The organism is Desulfosarcina alkanivorans, assembly GCF_009688945.1.
GTDB lineage: Bacteria > Desulfobacterota > Desulfobacteria > Desulfobacterales > Desulfosarcinaceae > Desulfosarcina > Desulfosarcina alkanivorans.
The window spans coordinates 2,596,030-2,611,289 of sequence record NZ_AP021874.1 but is presented as its reverse complement, the minus strand read 5'-3'; the positions used below and the strand labels follow the sequence as shown (position 1 = coordinate 2,611,289).

At 51.2% G+C, this 15,260-nt stretch carries 14 protein-coding genes; 12 read left to right on the top strand and 2 right to left on the bottom strand.

The window, feature by feature from the left end:
- The first annotated feature begins 11 nt into the window (after positions 1 to 11).
- From DSCA_RS11465 to DSCA_RS11425, 9 genes are all read left to right on the top strand, one after another.
- Positions 12 to 1,064, top strand: coding sequence for a sulfotransferase family protein (locus DSCA_RS11465; RefSeq protein ID WP_155316565.1), 1,053 nt, complete (start codon positions 12 to 14; stop codon positions 1,062 to 1,064).
- A complete protein-coding gene (locus tag DSCA_RS11460; protein WP_155316564.1) occupies positions 1,061 to 2,017 on the top strand; it encodes a glycosyltransferase family 2 protein in 957 nt (318 codons plus the stop codon). The genes DSCA_RS11465 and DSCA_RS11460 overlap by 4 nt, the downstream gene beginning before the upstream one ends.
- Before the next feature lie 62 nt (positions 2,018 to 2,079).
- The gene (locus DSCA_RS11455; protein ID WP_155316563.1) at positions 2,080 to 2,994 is read left to right on the top strand and encodes a glycosyltransferase family 2 protein; all 915 of its coding nucleotides are present in this window, start codon (positions 2,080 to 2,082) and stop codon (positions 2,992 to 2,994) included.
- Positions 2,995 to 3,093: 99 nt separating this feature from the next.
- Positions 3,094 to 4,005 (top strand): glycosyltransferase family 2 protein, encoded by a 912-nt coding sequence (locus DSCA_RS11450; protein ID WP_155316562.1) that lies wholly within the window; start codon positions 3,094 to 3,096, stop codon positions 4,003 to 4,005.
- A gap of 57 nt (positions 4,006 to 4,062) precedes the next feature.
- Positions 4,063 to 5,277 (top strand): glycosyltransferase family 4 protein, encoded by a 1,215-nt coding sequence (locus DSCA_RS11445; protein WP_167527726.1) that lies wholly within the window; start codon positions 4,063 to 4,065, stop codon positions 5,275 to 5,277.
- Between the two features lie 178 nt (positions 5,278 to 5,455).
- Complete coding sequence (locus tag DSCA_RS11440) at positions 5,456 to 6,556, top strand: glycosyltransferase family 4 protein (RefSeq protein ID WP_155316560.1); 1,101 nt, start codon at positions 5,456 to 5,458, stop codon at positions 6,554 to 6,556.
- Between the two features lie 145 nt (positions 6,557 to 6,701).
- The gene (gene xrtD / locus DSCA_RS11435) at positions 6,702 to 8,222 is read left to right on the top strand and encodes a VPLPA-CTERM-specific exosortase XrtD (protein ID WP_155316559.1); all 1,521 of its coding nucleotides are present in this window, start codon (positions 6,702 to 6,704) and stop codon (positions 8,220 to 8,222) included.
- A 125-nt stretch (positions 8,223 to 8,347) separates the two neighbouring features.
- Positions 8,348 to 8,707 carry a four helix bundle protein gene (locus DSCA_RS11430; protein ID WP_155316558.1) on the top strand — a complete coding sequence of 120 codons (360 nt, stop codon included), beginning with the start codon at positions 8,348 to 8,350 and terminating at the stop codon, positions 8,705 to 8,707.
- Between the two features lie 163 nt (positions 8,708 to 8,870).
- Positions 8,871 to 10,274: a sugar transferase gene (locus tag DSCA_RS11425; protein WP_155316557.1), complete on the top strand. Its 1,404-nt coding sequence runs from the start codon at positions 8,871 to 8,873 to the stop codon at positions 10,272 to 10,274.
- A gap of 189 nt (positions 10,275 to 10,463) precedes the next feature.
- Here DSCA_RS11425 and DSCA_RS11420 read toward each other — a convergent pair whose 3' ends face one another.
- Together DSCA_RS11420 and DSCA_RS11415 are read right to left on the bottom strand one after the other, a co-directional pair.
- A complete protein-coding gene (locus DSCA_RS11420) occupies positions 10,464 to 10,835 on the bottom strand; it encodes a type II toxin-antitoxin system VapC family toxin (RefSeq protein ID WP_155316556.1) in 372 nt (123 codons plus the stop codon).
- Positions 10,832 to 11,068, bottom strand: a complete 237-nt coding sequence (locus tag DSCA_RS11415; protein ID WP_155316555.1) for a type II toxin-antitoxin system Phd/YefM family antitoxin — start codon at positions 11,066 to 11,068, stop codon at positions 10,832 to 10,834. The genes DSCA_RS11420 and DSCA_RS11415 overlap by 4 nt, the downstream gene beginning before the upstream one ends.
- A 233-nt stretch (positions 11,069 to 11,301) precedes the next feature.
- On the opposite strand from DSCA_RS11415, the gene DSCA_RS11410 reads away from it, so the two are divergent.
- The 3 genes from DSCA_RS11410 (at position 11,302) to DSCA_RS11400 (ending at position 15,227) form a co-directional block, all read left to right on the top strand.
- Complete coding sequence (locus tag DSCA_RS11410) at positions 11,302 to 13,701, top strand: tetratricopeptide repeat protein (protein WP_167527725.1); 2,400 nt, start codon at positions 11,302 to 11,304, stop codon at positions 13,699 to 13,701.
- Between the two features lie 397 nt (positions 13,702 to 14,098).
- On the top strand, positions 14,099 to 14,755 hold the full coding sequence (locus tag DSCA_RS11405; protein WP_197904775.1) for a polysaccharide biosynthesis/export family protein: 657 nt from the start codon (positions 14,099 to 14,101) through the stop codon (positions 14,753 to 14,755).
- A 103-nt stretch (positions 14,756 to 14,858) separates the two neighbouring features.
- The gene (locus DSCA_RS11400) at positions 14,859 to 15,227 is read left to right on the top strand and encodes a four helix bundle protein (protein WP_155316553.1); all 369 of its coding nucleotides are present in this window, start codon (positions 14,859 to 14,861) and stop codon (positions 15,225 to 15,227) included.
- The last annotated feature ends 33 nt before the right edge of the window (positions 15,228 to 15,260 follow it).

Here is a 15,260-nt window from a genome sequence, read left to right as displayed (position 1 = left end):
GAGCTTTTCATATGAGATCCATAAGCAAAATTTCTCAGTTTTCTAAAATTTCTCAGTTGTTACGCTGGCTGCTCAATAAAGAACGAGCTGCACGGTACTTTACAAACATATTTAGGTACAGCACAAACCTAAACCGCATTGAGATCGATAAGCCTATTTTCCTTCTTGGTACACAGGGCTGTGGATTGACAATGTTGATGAAAGTTTTCCAACGACACTCAATAACCTGTTTTTGCCGGGGAAACAACCTGCACTGGGACGCTGCTGAAAATGAAATGCACGCTTATTTACACGACTGGAGAATCCCAAAGGAGTTCTCATTTGTCGTGAACAAACAATACCCGACGAAGTACCCTACGGACAGGTTCAGGTACTGGACTTACGCGTTAGACGAAACACTGCCATTATACCGTGTGGATGTAGAATCTATTACGCCCGATATTAGCGATAGATTCCAAAGAGTAATTAAAAGAGTCATAAGAGCCTATGCCCATGACCCCTACAGGGCTCGTTTCATTGATAAAAGCCAACTATACACAATAAATATTGAAGCGGTAAAAAAAGCATTGAACCCATCTACCCCCATTTTTATCGTTGTAACACGTAATCCCTATGCCATGTGTAAACGGGTTGCTGAGATTTATTACAAGAGTCGTCATAAACACGGATTCGGAATCACTACAGAAAGAAGCATCAGATTGTGCTGTCAGCATTGGAGAAACTCATATGAACTTGCCTTGGCAGCAAGTGAAAAAGTGGAAAATATTAAATTATATCAGTTTGAAAAAATAATATTGGACCCTGAAAAATACATTCGATCCATGTGTGACTTTGCGCAACTGAATTTTGAAATTGATATCCTTCCAGCTCCCGGCCAAAAAAGAACGCTATATGGCTCAATGAGGTCAAGGTGGTATCCGATGAGGGTGAACGTGAATGATAATTATTTAAACGAACTGACAGGTAGGGAAATAGATATTATTTATCACGAGTGCGGGAAGCTGGCTGAATCCTTGGGCTATAAAAAACCTTATAAAAATAGAAAAGCCGTTTTGGGTAAATGATGAGCCATAGCAAAGAAACAATAAGCATTATTTTAACAGCGTATAATCGTGCTCACACAGTTGGGAGGGCAATAGACAGCGTACTTTCCCAAACATACCAAGATTTAGAATTGATTGTTGTTGACGATGGATCAAGTGACAATACGCAATCAAAGCTTGAATTATACCAAGATGAGCGAATAAGGATTATATCTCATTCGGAGAACAGGGGCGTTACAGAAGCTAAAAATACTGGCCTTGATCAGATCAGAGGAACATGGTTCACATTCCTCGACAGTGATGATGAGATGGTGCCTGAAGCACTGGAACGGATGATTTCAGTGCCCGATCAGGTAGACGAAAAAATTAATGCGATCACGTGTAATTGTTTCGATACTTCCACAGGTGAATTCTCTGGCAAAGGTTTGAACGCGAATCAGTTCCTAAGCAGCGTTGATGTCGCACGGAAATGTACCGGAGAATTCTGGGGTCTGACAAAAACCGAGTTGCTCGGTGTAGATCGATTCAATGAAAAATTGCCCGGTTTTGAAGATACGCTCTGGTTCAAAATCAATGAGAGGGCTTGCAGATATTATCTCCATGAAGGGTTGCGTATTTATCATACGGAGGGTGAGGATATGATTACCAAGAATCTAAAAACCGGCTCCTTCTCAATTCTTAACCGACAGGCTTTTATTCATCGAATCCTCAAAGAAGAAACACATTATTTAAGGACGCTTAAAATCCATAACCCGAAAAGGTTTTTAGCACGAGTTGTGCAAGGCATAGCGACGGCACAGGCGACAGGCGATAAGGATACTGCACAAAATTATAGGCAGCTTTCAAGGTCAGACGGCGGGCTCGCAGGGGAAGTGATTTCGTGGCTTTTTTTTGTTGGAGGCAAACCGATGGGGCAATTTGTCTTCCACGCAGTGAATATGGCCAAGTCGATGAGATTAAAAGCCAATAGGTAAAATTTTTACGCAGTGGTTTTAATTCCAACGGTTTTGGTTTTCTTGAGGGTAATATCGCAGAAATGTCAGTTCAATTTTCCATAATCACACCGTCTTTCAATCGTTTAAAATTCATTGGTAAAACAATAGAATCCGTTCTCAATCAGACATACCCGGCACTCGAATATATTGTTGTTGACGCTGATTCGTCGGATGGCACTTTAGATCTCCTTGAAAAATACAAGTCCAATGGTTCGATTAAATATCTCAGTGAACCGGATGATGGCATGTATGACGCGATCAACAAAGGTTTCGAGATGGCAGCTGGTGATGTAATCGCATACCTGAATACGGATGACATTTACTTGCCGTGGACGCTTGCTACGGTGGCATCAGTTTTCGAAAAACATCCGAACACTGATGTGGTTTTTGGAGATTCAGTCATTGTTGATTTGAAAAGCAATAAATCTTTTCTAAACATTAGGCCATCATTTCATCCGTTGTGGTTATATGCCGGGAACCGTATTGCACAACCGACGTTGTTTTTGAAAAGAGAGTGTTTTATTTCCGTCGGTGATTTTCGAAATGAGGTGGACCTTCTTGCTGATTGCGAGTATTGGCTGAGGCTTGTGGATAAAGGGTATAATTTTCGGAAGGTAAATGAGTTTCTCGCTATCGAAGTGAATCATGAGGATACGATTAGAGAGACCAAACGTGACATCGTTTCCAAGGAAAAAGCCTATCTTATTGAAAAGTATTCATCTCGGTTGTCCAATACGATTAAGACCTCTGCCGTGCTGAAATTGAAAAAGATGGAAACATTGATCAATTACCTGCAGTTCGTTCTTAAGAGTAACTTCATGCTCCGTCATGGTGCATGGGGTAATACAATAGGGGCTTTGGATATCAGTTTCCGACCATTAACTCTAATACGAAGCAAAATAGACGGCAAAAAACGCCAAGTATGGAAGTTTAACTTAGGTCGCCTGCTGGAATGAAACCGTGTTGATTGCACGGCATCTTGCGTCATCATTCGTTCAACAAGATGCTTTGCAGAAATACTTTGGTATTTGGGTTCTTAACGTTTGCAGTCCAACATGAAAAAACAAATTTTGGCAATCTTGCCGGTTCATAATCGGAAACAGCTAACACTTTCTATCATTGAACAGTTGGAGATGCAGATTCTTGATGACTGTGTGCTCGAGATTCTAGTAATTGATGACGGCTCTGCAGATGGAACCAGGGAGGTAGTCGAGAAGGCGTTCCCCGATGTTACAGTGATTAGAGGAGATGGCAATTTATGGTGGGCCGGGGGAGTCAACTGCGGGTTCAAGCACGCGCTGACTATTGGGGTGGATTATGTTTATGTCTTGAATGACGATAACCGATTGGAAACGGAAACTTTGAAGAGATTAATAGAGGCGATGGATGATTGTCCGATGAACATCTGTGCCTCTGTTTGTATCAGCGAGGATGACGGTACCGTTTTAAATGCCGGTGAGAGGTACAAAGGTCCCCTGAGAAAGTTGCAAATCCAGTATTATGGCGTTAATCCTGAAAATCTACCAGCCTGTATTGAAGCTGAAGTGATCGGCAGCCGATCTACTTTGCTTCCCATGTCATGTTTGAAAACAATCGGACTTTTTGAACAGCTCAGATTTCCTCAACATTATAGCGATCTTGATTATTTTGGTAGAGCACGACAAGCTGGATACCGGCTTCAAGTCATTGCTGGCAGCCGGGTTTATACCCGGCCAAATTCTAACTATTTCTATAGATACCTTGCCAACCAAAAACTGTCTATGATTTTTTCTGCATATCGAAACAAGCGCTATCCGTTTTATTATAAAACACTTTTCTACAGTGCATTTTGCGACCGACCCAAATTCATTGGGTGCCTGTATCTGTGCCGCACACTAATCAAACACGCTTTATTCCTATTTCTAAGGGTATTTCTTGGCTCCACGTCCATGTCCTTTTTTATCCGGCGGAGAGGATTATATAGCTAGATGAAAGTCCTCCTGAGTCACTACCGGTATTTTGTGTCCAGCGGGCCCGAGCGATACATGTTCAACCTGATCAAGCATATGGATCAGGGCGGGATCGACATCCTTCCCTTTTCCGTGACATACGATCAGAATCAGCCATCGCAATACCGGCAATACTTTGTACCTCCGATCGGTCGGACCGACCAGGTCTATTTTCACGAGCATGAAAGGTCTCTTCGGACCTTTTCCAGGACACTCTCGCGGCTTATTTTTTCAAGGGAAGTCGAAAAGGCCGTGTCAAGGATGATAGAAGAGACAAAACCTGATATTGCATATATCTTATGCTACCTCAGGAAGTTGTCTCCCTCCCTGCTCAAGGGAATTAAAAAACATAATTTGCCCATTGTCGCCAGGCTCTCTGACTTCGGCATGGTCTGCCCGCAACAGCACTGCCTTCGGTCCGGAAAACCCTGCACGCTTTGCGTCGAAGGGAACCTGTTGCCGAGCATTCGACATCGGTGCGTTAAAGGCAGTCACCTCGCTTCAGCCGTCGACGCCATGGCGACCTGGTATCATCGGTTCAAACGGTATTTCGAGCTGATCGATTGTTTCATCGCTACCAATCCCTTCATGGCGGAAATAATGGTTCGTGCCGGCTACCCGGACAGCCGGATTGAATGCATCCCAACCTTTACGGACACGGAGGCCTTCAAGCCGACGCATGCTGAAAAAAACGGAAAGCAGTTGGTCTATATCGGCCGCCTTGATCCCCCGAAGGGCCTCGAGGTGCTCATCGAGGCGATGGGCATCCTGAAAAACGAAAGAAAGATTGATGGCCTGAAGGCCGTTGTCATCGGGGCTGGGCACGATCAGGATTATGTCAGTCGATTGCACCGGCAGATCCAGACCAACAATTTGGAACGCTATGTCGACATGAAAGGAAAAATGCCGCCCGACACGATAGCGGATTATCTGGGGTCAGCCTACATGACCGTCATCCCGTCGATTTGGTATGAAAATTTGCCCAATACACTGATAGAGAGCTATGCATGCGGGACGCCTGTTGTCGCATCCAAGATCGGCTCTCTGGCCATGGTTGTTGAAGAGAATCAGACTGGTCTATTGTTTGAACCAGGAAATGCAAATGATCTCGCTGATAAATTATGTTTTGCAATGGAGCATCCGTCAAGGATTCACGAGTATGCTCTCAATTGTTATCAAAAAGCCACGAATGAATTTTCTTATCAGGCACATATCGACCTGCTAATGAAAACTTTCGAACGGTTTGTTTGATTCCACCCGGTGGTTACTCAAAAACATAATATCATGATGGCCGTCGAGAAGGGAAAGAACTGGTAGTGGTAGTGGTGGCTGGTAAGCAACTCCCTTGAATTTTGACCCAATCTTGTTTGACCCGCCTCTCGGATTGAGTTAAACGGAAGTAATTTGCCCAAAGATTTTTTTGATTCCTATGAAAATTTACGTAACCGGTTGCCGGGGGATTCCTGACATCCCAGGAGGAGTGGAAACACACTGTCAGGAGTTATACCCCCGCATTGTTCAGAAAGGTCATTGCGTCGAAATCTGCACGAGAATACCCTACGTTAAAGAGAAGAAAAATTACTTCAAAGGCGTTGGTTTGGTCCATGTATATGCGACCAAGAGGAAGAGCTTAGAAACCATTTGCCATACCTTTTTTTCTTTGGCCGTTGCAATCCGGCACAAACCAGACGTCATTCATTTCCAGGGGATCGGTCCATCGCTTTTGGTCCCGGTGGCACGACTGATGGGATACAAGGTCGTTATGACCAATCATGGTCCGGAATATGATCGACAGAAGTGGGGCCCGCTGGCAAGATGGGTCCTAAGAACTGGAGAATATCTCGGCGGAAAGTTTTCCCATGAAGTGATTGTAATATCAGAAATAATCGAAAACATCGTTCATAAACGGTGTGGGAAAAATGCCAATTTGATATTCAACGGCGTACCGATTCCTGAAAAAAGAGTTGAAACATGTCATCTCGACGGCATTGGAGTTTCGAAGAACAACTATTTTCTTGCTGTAGCCAGATTTGTGCCGGAAAAAGGGCTTCATGATCTGGTAAAGGCATTTCAACATGTTCAAGGTGAATTTAAACTTGTTATTGCAGGAGATGCGGACCACGAAACTGCGTACAGCAACCACCTTAAATCACTTGTTCAAAAAGATCCGCGAATAAAACTCACAGGGTACGTAAACGGTGAATATCTTTCCCAGTTGTATTCTAATGCAGCCCTCTTTGTTTTGCCGTCCTACCATGAAGGATTACCGATTGCTCTGTTGGAGGCCATGAGCTATGGGTGCCCCCCCCTTGTGTCCGATATTCCAGCCAACCGTGCGGTAGACTTGGACCCCAGATATTACTTTCCATGCGGCGATGTCAGGGCCTTGGGAAAAAAGCTTTGCAGCTTTATCGATCGTCCTATTAGCGGTGTTAAAAGAGCAGCCTTTCAGGGAATAGTGGCTGATAAGTACAACTGGGATGTTATCGCTCACCAGACATTAGCCGTTTATGAAAAACTGATTCTTTGAATCCGGTTTTGAACTCTTTAGAGTAATTTTGCCGTTTTCGTTTCTTGCTCATTGAACACCTCGCTTTCTGAATAATTGCTCTTAGCAGGGTGTTCGTTTTCTTTAAACCACATTAAACGCACTCAACAAACCCAACGGTAAAACCATGACCAATCAAAATGCCGTAAAATTTGGGCTGCCCGGGTTAATGATCTCCGCCTTTGTGCTTGCATTCATACCCCTTTTTCAGAAATTGGCAATTCGCTGGAACAGCGGCGACAACAGCTACTGTTACCTGATCGTGCCTCTGTTCCTCTACCTTTGCTGGGAAAAGAAGAACGACTTTCATTTCGGTCAGTTTTCCTGGAACCTGTGGGGGCTGGTGCCGGTGCTATTCTCCATCCTGGTAATGATCGCCGGCGAACTGGGATCGGTGGAAACCCTGCTCTACATCGGCATCTGGGGCGGCTTCGTCGGTATCCTGTTCATCCTCTACGGCCTACGTTTGCGGCACTTGTTGTTTCCGCTGTTGATCCTATCCTTTTTGGTGCCCTTGCCGCCATTCATTAATAAGATGCTGACCTTCAACCTCAAGCTGGCGGCCAGCACCCTCTCGGTGATGCTGCTGCGCATCGCCGGGGTGTCGGTCCTGCAGGACGGCAACATCATCGATCTGGGCATCACCCAGCTGCAGGTCGTGGATGCCTGCAGCGGGCTGCGCTACTTCGTTCCCCTGATCCTGATGGCCCTGCTGTTCGGCTATTTCTACTGCCGGCGACTGTGGCAGAAGGGCGTTCTGCTGGCAGTGGTGCTGCCGCTTTCCATTCTGGTCAACGGCCTGCGCATCTTCGCCACCGGCATGCTGCACATGTGGGGGCACCCCGAACTGGCCGAGGACTTCTTCCACGACTTTTCCGGATGGGTGGTCTTTATGTTGGCGGGCGCAATATTGTTCGGCGTCTCATTGATACTACGTCAGACGACCAAGCGTTCTAATGAGAAAGAAAACAGGTTGACGGTTTCTAACGTTCAAAACGGTTTACAAAAGCCACTTGCCATAACGGTGGCCCTCTGCCTGCTGTTCGCCGGCAGCGGCTATGCCCTGCAGCGGCTGCCCTCGGCGGCCAACCTGCCGGCGCGCACCTCCTTCGAGACATTCCCCATGACCATCGGCGGGTGGCATGCCAGGCGCAGCTACCTTTCCGATGAGATTCTCAACAGCCTGTGGGCCGACGACTATGTCAGCGCGACCTATTACCATCCGGGCTTTCCCAACACGATTTACCTGCTGATCCCGTTTTACGAGTACCAGGGCACCCGGCACACGGCCCACGCACCCCAGTCGTGCATGCTGGGCGGCGGCTGGGCCCTGATCGGCTCGCGCGAGCATACGGTAAACACCGAATCCGGCCAGCCGCTGCCCCTCAGGACCAACATCTGGGAAAAGGGCCGGACGCGCATTCTGGGCAGCTACTTTTTTTTCCAGCGCGGCCGCACGATCATCAGCCCCTGGAGGAACAAATACTGGCTGATGGTGGATGCATTTACCCGGCATCGCACCGACGGCGCCCTGGTGCGCGCGGAAATGACCCTGGCCCCCGGGCAGAGCATGGCGGAGGCGTATAAGGTGCTCGAGGAGTTTGTGGGGCGGGTGTATGCGGTGCTGCCGGAATTTGTACCGATGTAACAGAATGGAAAAAAATGTTTACGGTTTTAATAACAGCAACAGGAAGGTCAAAGGGCTGAGAACCGTAAACCGTGGACCTGGATTTTACCGTTGACGGTTGAAAAAACAGAAAGCAGAGGGAACTTTTGGGATCCTCCTTTGAAGATTTGGAAGTTTGGAAAAAATCCTGCCGTTTATCCGTGCGTCTCTATGGATTATTGAAAGATTGTCGCGACTGGGGAATGAAAGATCAAATGCTGCGCGCATCGATATCTATCCCCTCGAATATTGCGGAAGGAAGCGAAAGAAAAAGCATTCCGGACTTTCAACGCTTTCTCAATATAGCCCAAGGGTCGGCTGCAGAACTGCGCACACAGATTTATATCTCAAAAGAAGTTAATATTTTTTCTGATATGGACGCAAAAGAATTAATTCAAGAGCTGAAATCAATATCCAAAATGCTTCAATCCTTGCATCAATCATTGAAAAAACACGTTGACGGTTGACTGTTATCGGTTGACGGTTGAAAAAACAGCAAAAAGAAGCTTAAGGATGAAGGCTGAATAAAACCAATCCTCCCAGTCCCTTAACAGTGAACAGTGAACAGTGAACAGTGAACCGTAAACCGGTTTTTCCCACCCAACCAATCAAACCAATCAAACTGACCTGATGCTCCAACAAGAAGTTTACATCATCACAACACTGCTGATGGCACTGGACGGACTGTGCGTGATCGCGGCGGGCTATGTGGCCTACTACCTGCGGCTGGTGCAGGGCCAATGGCTGTGGTCCATGGACATCTCCGTGTTCACCGTTTCCGTGTTGATTGTGATGGTGGTGGTCAACTACACCATGGGTCGGCTCAGGCTGTACAGCGACCAGCGGCCGACCGGTTACCTCGCCCTGTATGTCGCCATTTTCAAGGCGCTGGTGCCGGCCTTTCTCATGCTGGTGTTTGTCGTTTTCGCTTCCCATCAAGAAGACTACTCACGGCTCTTCCTGCTCTATTTTGCCGGATCGTGTGCAGTCCTGATCGCCGGTGCGCGCACCATCGTCCAGGTCTACTTCGAAAAGTTCGCCGGACGGCGTTTCAACCGCCACCGGATCCTGGTGGTGGGCGACCGGGAAATCGGCAGTTACGTGATCGGCCTGCTGGAAACCCAGCTGAGCTGGGGGCATGAGATCGTGGGCCGCCTCTCCATCGATCCCAGCCGGGAAGAGGGCGACGATGCCATCGGGGCCCTCGAGGAACTGGCTGACATCATCAAGCGGCACACCGTGGACGAAGTGGTCTTTGCCATCAACGGGCACCGCGGCATCACCCTGTCCGGCTATATCGCGACCTGCAAGACACTGGGGGTGTTCGTGCGCATCCTGCCGTCCCTGTGGTGCGCGGACAGCGGGCATTTTTCCATCGACATCTGCCAGAAGGTGCCCTTTCTGACCATCGGAAACAACAACTTCAATGCCGCCGGCATGCTCTACAAGCGCATTCTCGACATCGCCGGCGGGCTGGTCGGCACCGTGCTTTTCGTCCTGATGTTCCCCGTGGTGGCCCTGGCCATCAAGCTCGATTCCCCCGGGCCGGTGATTTTCAGCCAGCGGCGGGTGGGGCAGAACGGGCGCACGTTCAAGCTGTACAAGTTCCGCTCCATGGTCCACGACGCCGAGCAGTGCCTGGCCGGCCTGGCCGGGTGCAACGAGATGGGCGGCGCCATGTTCAAGATGAAAGACGATCCGCGCATCACCCGGGTGGGCCGCTTTTTGCGCAAGACCTCCCTGGATGAATTCCCACAGTTTCTAAATGTGCTCAAAGGCGAGATGAGCCTGGTAGGCACGCGGCCCCCCACCCCCAAGGAGGTGGCGGCCTATCGGGACGAGCACTTCAAGCGCATCTCCTTCAAGCCCGGCCTCACCGGCCTGTGGCAGGTGTCCGGCCGCAACAAGATCAACGACTTCGACCAGGTGGTCCACCTGGACTGCAGCTACATGGAGAACTGGCGTTTCATGGACGACCTGAAAATCCTGTTGAAGACGGTGCTGGTGGTGCTGCAGCGCAAGGGGGCGATTTAGTTAGCTCATAGCTCATAGCTGATGGCTCATAACTGATCGCTTACAGCTGGTACGCTAAAAAGCTGTTGGTTGGTTTAATTTTTTCTATTGGCTGTATTAGTTTGGGGACGGACCTGAACCAATCGAACCAATCAAACCAATTCAACCGGTTTCAACCGCTCGAACCTGTTTGGAAAATTTTTCTTGCCGCTAAATGACCCTGCAATCGTACTGCGTGATTTTTGAATCTTCCGTCATGATAGGATATCGGGTAGCAATGCTTTGGGCGATCAGCATGCGGTCAAACGGATCTTTATGGTGAAACGGCAAATCCTTAAGCATCAACGCGGCATCCGAACTGAAATCCAGGAGGGAAAACCCGCTTTCCTTGGCCTTGGCAACCGGATCGAAATCGATCTGGATTTTTCCGATGGACGCCTTGATCATCAGTTCGGCAATGCTGACAGCGCTGAGGTAAATCGTATTGGCCAGATCTTCCAACGCGGACCGCTTCGGATCGCTCAGTCTAAAAGGTTCGGCCAAAGCCCAAAGATAGATGTGCGTGTCAATGATAATCTTCATTGCCCGTTTCCATAGAACATGGCGTTGATGTCAGCGTCCTCGTCCATGATCGTTTCCGGTACCGTATACTTGCCGGCCAGAAGTCCAAGCTTGCGTTTCCCTTCGGGTTTGTGAATGACCAGATCCACTAGGGGAAGGTTGTTTTTTGCGATGACCACCTTTTCGCCCCGGTAAACCAGGGCAACCAGTTTCGAAAGATTCGTCTTGGCCTCTGAGATATTGACAATTTTCATGGTGGATCCTCTTTAAAAGAAGCTAATCAAACCTCATATAACCAAATATACCTATTCAGACCAGGTTGGTCAAGTTGGGGCGCTGACTATCAAATATGCTCAAAGCGAAAAAGCTGTTGGTTGGTTGCATTGGTTTGGGAATGGATCTGAACCAATCAAACCAATTCAACTGTTCTTTCGCTCTCAACGATCATAACGCTCAAAACGCCTACCCTGAAAGGATAAGAATGACCATGCTAAAAAAAACAGCTTCCATCTTCCTGGTTGCCGCGATGCTGGCCGTGTCGGTCTCCTGCGGTTCGAAGGAAGAGAAGATGGCCAGATTCTACGAAAAGGGCCGGACCCTTTTCGAGCAGGGTGACTTCGTGCGTGCCCGGCTGGAGTTCAAAAATGCCCTGCAGATCGAACCCGAGTATGCCGACGCCTACTACATGCTCGGCCGGGTGGAGATGAAGGAGAAAAATTACAAGCGTGCCTTCGGCAGCTTCGGCAAGGCGGTCAAGCTCGACCCGGACCACATGGGAGCCCAGGTGGAAATGGCCCGGCTCTTCATGGCGGCCAAGGCCCCGGACCGGGCCCGTGAGAAAGTGGACCTGGTGCTGGCCAGGGAGCCGCAGAACCCGGACGCCCGGCAGGTGCAGGCGGCCCTGCTGCTGCACGAAGAAAAGACGGATGCGGCCCGGTCTATTCTGGATGCCCTGCACGGGGATGGGGAAACCGCACCGGAGCTCTACCTGATGCTGGCCGCGATTCACAGCCGGAAGGGGGATGCGGCCCGGGTCGAGGCCCTTCTGATCGAGGGCATTGCCAAAAATCCCGATGCGATCAACCTTCGCATGATCCTGGCCAACCACTACCTCAAGTCCACGAAGCCGGACCAGGCCGAAATGGTGCTGCGCGATACCATCGAACTGCAGCCGGAGGTGGCCGGCCATCGCCTGGCCCTGGCTGAATTTTACTGGAAGGCCGGCCAGCGGGAGAAGGCCGCCGGCGTGCTGGCGGAGCTGGCGGCGCTGGAACCGGACACGGAGAAGCATACGATTGCCGCGGCCCGGTTCTACCTCAAGCAGAAAGAGACCGACCGCGCCGGGCAGATGCTGCGCGACGGCATTGCCGCCAACCCCGACAGCTTCATGCTCAGGGACGCCCTGGCCGACTATTTTATCGGCATCGGGGCGCCGGACAAGGCCATGGCAACGCTTGAAGAGAGCCTGTCACTGTCCAGCGACCCGGCCGACCCGGGCATCCTGGCGGCCAAGACCAATATGGCCCGCATCCACCTGGCGCAGCGGGAGCCCGACCGGGCCGAGGCCCTGGTCGACGAGGTGCTGGCGGAAAATGCAAAGAGCGTGGACGCCCATTTCATCCGCGGGCAGCTCTGCCTGGCCGACGGCAACGGGGCCGGGGCCGTGACCGCCTTTCGGACCGTGACCGCCGAAGACCCGCAGAACGTCAAGGGCTATCTCTATCTGGCCCAGGCGCACCTGGCAGACAGGCAGACGGCCCTGGCCACCGACGCCCTCAACCAGGGACTGCGGCACAAGCCGGCCGCCAAGGAACTGCGGCGGGCCCTGGCACGGCTTTACCTGGCCGACAAGGATGCGGATGCAGCCGAGGCGCAGCTGGTCAAGATTACCGAGATCGACCCCGCGGACATGCGCGCCGTGTCCGACCTGGGGGATTTCAAGATGTCCCAGGGACAGGTCGATGCGGCCCGGGTTCTTTATGAGCGCATCGTGGACCAGGCACCCGAGGTACCCGGCGGCTACCTGAAACTGGCGCGCCTGCACGAGGTCAAGGGAAGCCGTGATGCGGCCATCGGCATCCTGGAAAAAGGATACGCCCGCAACACCGGTTCCATGCCCCTGCTGGCGGCCCTGGTGAAGCTGTATACGGCAGACGGCCAGCTGGACCGGGCCAGGATGCTGTGCGATCAAAAGATCGCCGCCTACCCGCAAAACGCCTTTACCTACAACCTGCTGGCCCAGGTGCAGGTGGCTGCCAAAAAGCCGATCGCTGCCGAAGCAACCCTGAAGAAGGCCATCGAACGCAGCCCCCAGTGGAACGTCCCCCACGACAACCTGGCCCGGCTCTACCTGTCCCAGGGCAAAACCGATGAGGCCGTCGAGAACCTGGAGGCGGCCATTGCCGCCAGCCCGAACAATACCGCCGCTTACATGACCCTGGCCTTTCTGCATCAGAAAAGCGGCGCCGCCGACCAGGCCAAGGCGGTGTACGAAAAAGCCCTGGCCGCCGATCCCCGACGCTGGGCCGCCGCCAACAACCTGGCCTTCCTGCTGGCCGAGCATCCCGACAGCGCCGCCGATCTGGACCGTGCCCTGGACCTGGCCCGGCAGGCCGAGACGCTCAATCCCGGCGAGCCCACCGTGCTGGATACCCTGGGCTGGATCTATTACAGGCAGGGCAACCGCCATATGGCCGTGGACGCGCTTGAAAAAGCCGTGGAGAAAAACGGCGACAGCGGCGTGATCAACTACCACCTGGCCCGCGTGCTCGTGGACAGCGACCGCCTGGACGAAGCCCGGGAACGGCTGGAGAAAGCCCTGGCGGCCGAGGGCAGCTACCCGGAGCGGGCCGCGGCCAAGGCGCTTTTGGAGAAGATAGGAAGCTGATAGCTCGTAGCTGATAGCTCATAGCTGATAGCTGATAGCTGATAGCTGATAGCTGATAGCTCATAGCTCATAGCTGATGGCTGATGGCTGATGGCTGAGTGCTGAGTGCTGAGTGCTGAGTGCTGAGTGCTGAGTGCTGAGGGGCGAAGCAGTTAATAAGCTAAAAATTGTTGGTTGGTTTAATTTGTTTTATTGGTCCGATTGGTTTGCGGTATCGCTTTCAGATTGTTCACCGTTCACTGTTTTACTGTTGACGGAACAACGGCCCTGTGATTGCCGGCCCATAGCCCATAGCCCATAGCCCATAGCCCATAGCCCATAGCCCATAGTAAACCAAACCGTCTTTTCGCTCCAGACGATCATAACGCTCTCAACGAGCTCAACCCAGAGGATGAACATGAAACAGGAAACATCGAGGCAGCGGACCGGTCGGATACACATTCTCATCACGGGCATGGCCCTTTACCTCCTGATGACCGCAGGGTGCGCCCACCAGGGCGGCGCTGCGCCCCCGGTAGCGACGGTCGCCGCCCCGGCCGCAATGATTGTCCGGCCGCTGGCCGGGGAGGTGGCGGACTATGTGGTTGGCGCCGGCGACCTTCTGGAGATCAGCGTCTGGAAAGACCCGGCCCTGACCCGCCAGATGGTGGTCCTTCCCGACGGCACCATCTCCTTTCCGCTGATCGGCCAGTTCTCTGCGGCCGGCAGCACGGTGGCGCAGCTCAAGGCCGCCATGGAGAAAAAGCTGGTGCGCTACATCCCGGAGCCGGACCTGAGCGTGATCGTCCAGCAGGTCAACAGCCAGGTGGTCTACGTGATCGGCAAGGTCAACCGCCCCGGACACCTGCCCCTGAACCGCCGGATCGATGTGCTCCAGGCCCTGGCCATGGCCGGCGGCCTCAACGTCTTCGCCAATCGGGAAGACATCCGCATCTTCCGAAAGACCGCCGACCGGACCATGGTGATCCCGTTCAACTACCAGGCCGTGACCGAGGAAAATCGGGTTGCGGAGAATATATGGCTGGAGCGGGGGGATGTGATTGTTGTTAAGTAGCTCGTAGCTGGTAGCTGGTAGCGGATGAAGCTCAAAGCTGAAAGTTCAAAGCTGAAAGAAGCTTAAGGCTGAAAGCAAGAAAAACGGAAAGGAAAGGGGGAGGATGCAATTTGCTTATAAACAATTGGATGTGTGGCAAAAGGCGGTTGCATTTGCTGTCCGGGTCATCAATACCGTCGAAAGGGTTTTTGCGGAACGGACGCATTTTCGCCTAATGGAACAGATAGAGGCAAGTTCAACCAGTATTGCCATGAATATCGCCGAAGGCAAAGGTCGACTCTCCAAAAAGGAGTTCCGGCAGTACTTGTATATTTCCAGAGGATCCCTATACGAAACCATGACATTGCTAGAGATTTTTCACCGAAAAGGATGGATAGACGCCAACGAACTGAGCCAGTTGGAGCAAGACGGTTTAGAAATCGCAGCAATGCTGAAAGGACTCATAAATGCGATCAGTAAAGATGGTTCCTGACCTTTCAGCTTTCAGCTTTCAGCTTCCAGCTCC

Bases quoted from the DNA above. Each gene is read 5' to 3' on its own strand.
- DSCA_RS11455 (WP_155316563.1), top strand. From the start codon at position 2,080: ATGTCAGTTCAATTTTCCATAATCACACCGTCTTTCAATCGTTTAAAA.
- DSCA_RS11450 (WP_155316562.1), top strand. From the start codon at position 3,094: ATGAAAAAACAAATTTTGGCAATCTTGCCGGTTCATAATCGGAAACAG.
- DSCA_RS11405 (WP_197904775.1), top strand. From the start codon at position 14,099: ATGAAACAGGAAACATCGAGGCAGCGGACCGGTCGGATACACATTCTC.
- DSCA_RS11445 (WP_167527726.1), top strand. From the start codon at position 4,063: ATGTTCAACCTGATCAAGCATATGGATCAGGGCGGGATCGACATCCTT.
- DSCA_RS11460 (WP_155316564.1), top strand. From the start codon at position 1,061: ATGATGAGCCATAGCAAAGAAACAATAAGCATTATTTTAACAGCGTAT.
- DSCA_RS11400 (WP_155316553.1), top strand. From the start codon at position 14,859: ATGCAATTTGCTTATAAACAATTGGATGTGTGGCAAAAGGCGGTTGCA.
- DSCA_RS11415 (WP_155316555.1), bottom strand. From the start codon at position 11,068: ATGAAAATTGTCAATATCTCAGAGGCCAAGACGAATCTTTCGAAACTG.
- DSCA_RS11465 (WP_155316565.1), top strand. From the start codon at position 12: ATGAGATCCATAAGCAAAATTTCTCAGTTTTCTAAAATTTCTCAGTTG.
- DSCA_RS11410 (WP_167527725.1), top strand. From the start codon at position 11,302: ATGCTAAAAAAAACAGCTTCCATCTTCCTGGTTGCCGCGATGCTGGCC.
- DSCA_RS11425 (WP_155316557.1), top strand. From the start codon at position 8,871: ATGCTCCAACAAGAAGTTTACATCATCACAACACTGCTGATGGCACTG.
- DSCA_RS11440 (WP_155316560.1), top strand. From the start codon at position 5,456: ATGAAAATTTACGTAACCGGTTGCCGGGGGATTCCTGACATCCCAGGA.
- DSCA_RS11420 (WP_155316556.1), bottom strand. From the start codon at position 10,835: ATGAAGATTATCATTGACACGCACATCTATCTTTGGGCTTTGGCCGAA.
- xrtD (WP_155316559.1), top strand. From the start codon at position 6,702: ATGACCAATCAAAATGCCGTAAAATTTGGGCTGCCCGGGTTAATGATC.